The sequence below is a fragment of the Oleiphilus sp. HI0079 genome (genome assembly GCF_001635105.1).
This window is the reverse complement of record NZ_LWFT01000704.1, coordinates 1-1,911: the sequence shown is the minus strand read 5'-3', so window position 1 is coordinate 1,911 and position 1,911 is coordinate 1. Positions and strand designations below refer to the sequence as shown.

Annotated in this window: 4 protein-coding genes; all 4 read left to right on the top strand. The window is 43.6% G+C overall.

All coding sequences use genetic code 11. The annotated features are described in order from the left end of the window. On the top strand, positions 1-205 hold a 205-nt coding region (locus A3750_RS12805), incomplete at its 5' end, for a type II toxin-antitoxin system Phd/YefM family antitoxin (RefSeq protein ID WP_068548342.1). Further along, a complete protein-coding gene (locus A3750_RS12800) occupies positions 202-456 on the top strand; it encodes a Txe/YoeB family addiction module toxin (protein ID WP_068458812.1) in 255 nt (84 codons plus the stop codon). The genes A3750_RS12805 and A3750_RS12800, both read left to right, overlap by 4 nt. A gap of 378 nt (positions 457-834) precedes the next feature. Next, complete coding sequence (locus A3750_RS12795; RefSeq protein WP_156492718.1) at positions 835-1,128, top strand: hypothetical protein; 294 nt, start codon at positions 835-837, stop codon at positions 1,126-1,128. Positions 1,129-1,231: 103 nt separating this feature from the next. After that, positions 1,232-1,714 (top strand): hypothetical protein, encoded by a 483-nt coding sequence (locus tag A3750_RS12790; protein WP_068458814.1) that lies wholly within the window; start codon positions 1,232-1,234, stop codon positions 1,712-1,714. Positions 1,715-1,911: the final 197 nt, after the last annotated feature.

The window sequence follows — 1,911 nt, the reverse complement described above, 5'->3', positions numbered from 1 at the left end:
CGATAAAGTGAATGATGACCACAAGCCCGTTATGATTACGCGTCAGAACGGTAAGCCTGCCGTAGTAATGAGCTTAGAAGACTTCCAAGCTTACGAAGAGACCGCTTATTTAATGGCAAGCCCTAAAAACGCAGAACGTTTAAACCAAGCAATTGCTGAAATCGAAGGCGGCAAAGCGAAGCAACACGGGCTAATTGAAGAGTGATTTTATCTTGGGCTGAAACAGCTTGGGAAGACTACTTGTATTGGCAAAAAACCGATAAGAAAACTCTCAAGCGCATTAACACCTTAATTAAAGACATTAAACGCCAACCATTCGAAGGGCTGGGCGACCCAGAGCCCCTTAAGCATAACTGGTCAGGCTATTGGTCTCGCAGAATCGACAGAGAGCACCGGCTGGTTTACAAGGTTACAGCAACCGAAGTAATTATTGCTCAGGCTCGTTACCACTATTAAGCTGAGGTTTTAAACGTTCCTCGACAACATTAGTATCAGGCACCCATTGAGCCACAAGACTTTTAGCTTCATTACTCGCTACCTCTCACAAAAATAAATGCGCCCCCCTTTTTCTCCCCAAACAACCCTAATTGCAAAAGGGTAGCAATGAAGGCAAGCAAGCACGATACGCAGATTGTATGGAGTACTATAAGTTCCTAAGATATATTCGAACCTCAGCCAAAAAAAGGAAGCAAAAAAAGCATGGAGCAAAACGCACGCTGGAGCCGACCGGCACTTGTAAGTTTCTTACTTGATATCAAAAGTGACTCAAAAGCTAGATTCAGATTGGGAGCATGCGTAACAATCCTAGCTCTTCTTTGGATTAGTGAAGACTTCATGTCAGCACTGATCTTAGCGGCTTACGCTGCTCTTATTCTTGGTTCAGTCGCCCTTGCCTGTGATCTGGTTTTTATGCTGAAAAAATACTTAAACGTCAGTGCGTTTACGCTTTCTTTTCTGGCCACTTACTTAATTATCACGCTAGGGTCAGCGCTGATCATTGATCGACCTAAGGCGGTTATCCTTCTATTGCTGCCATCTATATTGGTCGCAAACTTAGTTGGCAGTCGTGTTCCAAAGAACGGAAGAACGCTCAACAAAGCGGCTGAGGAGGTTGAAGGAGGCGAGTAGGTAAAAAATAAATGCGTCCCCTTTTTTTCAATGCGTCCCCTTTTTTTCCTGTTACATGGTCAACGCTAAATAGACGAGCCGCAAAAATTGGAATTTAGAGATTATGGAAGAACCAAACTACGCCAATTACAGCCAGAGCGAGCTGTTATACGCTTATGACCACATTGACCGTCAAAAGCACCCCGAACGCTTTGAGCAGATAAAGCTGCATCTCTCCAAATTTGACGAATCTGAAAATAGTGATGAAGAAGACAGCACAATCGACGATCTACAGGGAAAGCCTGGGAAGTTCCAAATCACTCTCTATAGCAAAGCGGCTATTTCAATAAGAGTTGTTTTAGCCTTACTATCAATCCCATTTTTTTATGAGGTCTATTTAAATATAACGTCAGGGGTCGCATATTCAAAACGCCCTTTGAACACCCCCTATTCTATTGATGCGTCAGCTTTCGACTTTTGGCTGCAAACATCGAGAGAATTTGCTATTGGTTTCCTGTTTCTGTGGGTTGCATTTGTCGTGATCAAAACCAAGAAGGACGAAATCGAAACGGCCAAGACTACGGGCGCTAAGGCGTATCAAAAATAAATGCGTCCCCTTTTTTCCCTTCACGCCATTTAAGCAACGGTAAACCGATTATCTGGGTATCACTTCAAATGGGGCATTCGAACCCGAATATGACGACAAGTCGGTATGCGAGGTGGATATCATGAAGCAAAGAAAACTGAACCCTAAGACACTATGCCCACCTCCAAAAAGTAGTTACAACAACACGCGTAAAAAGG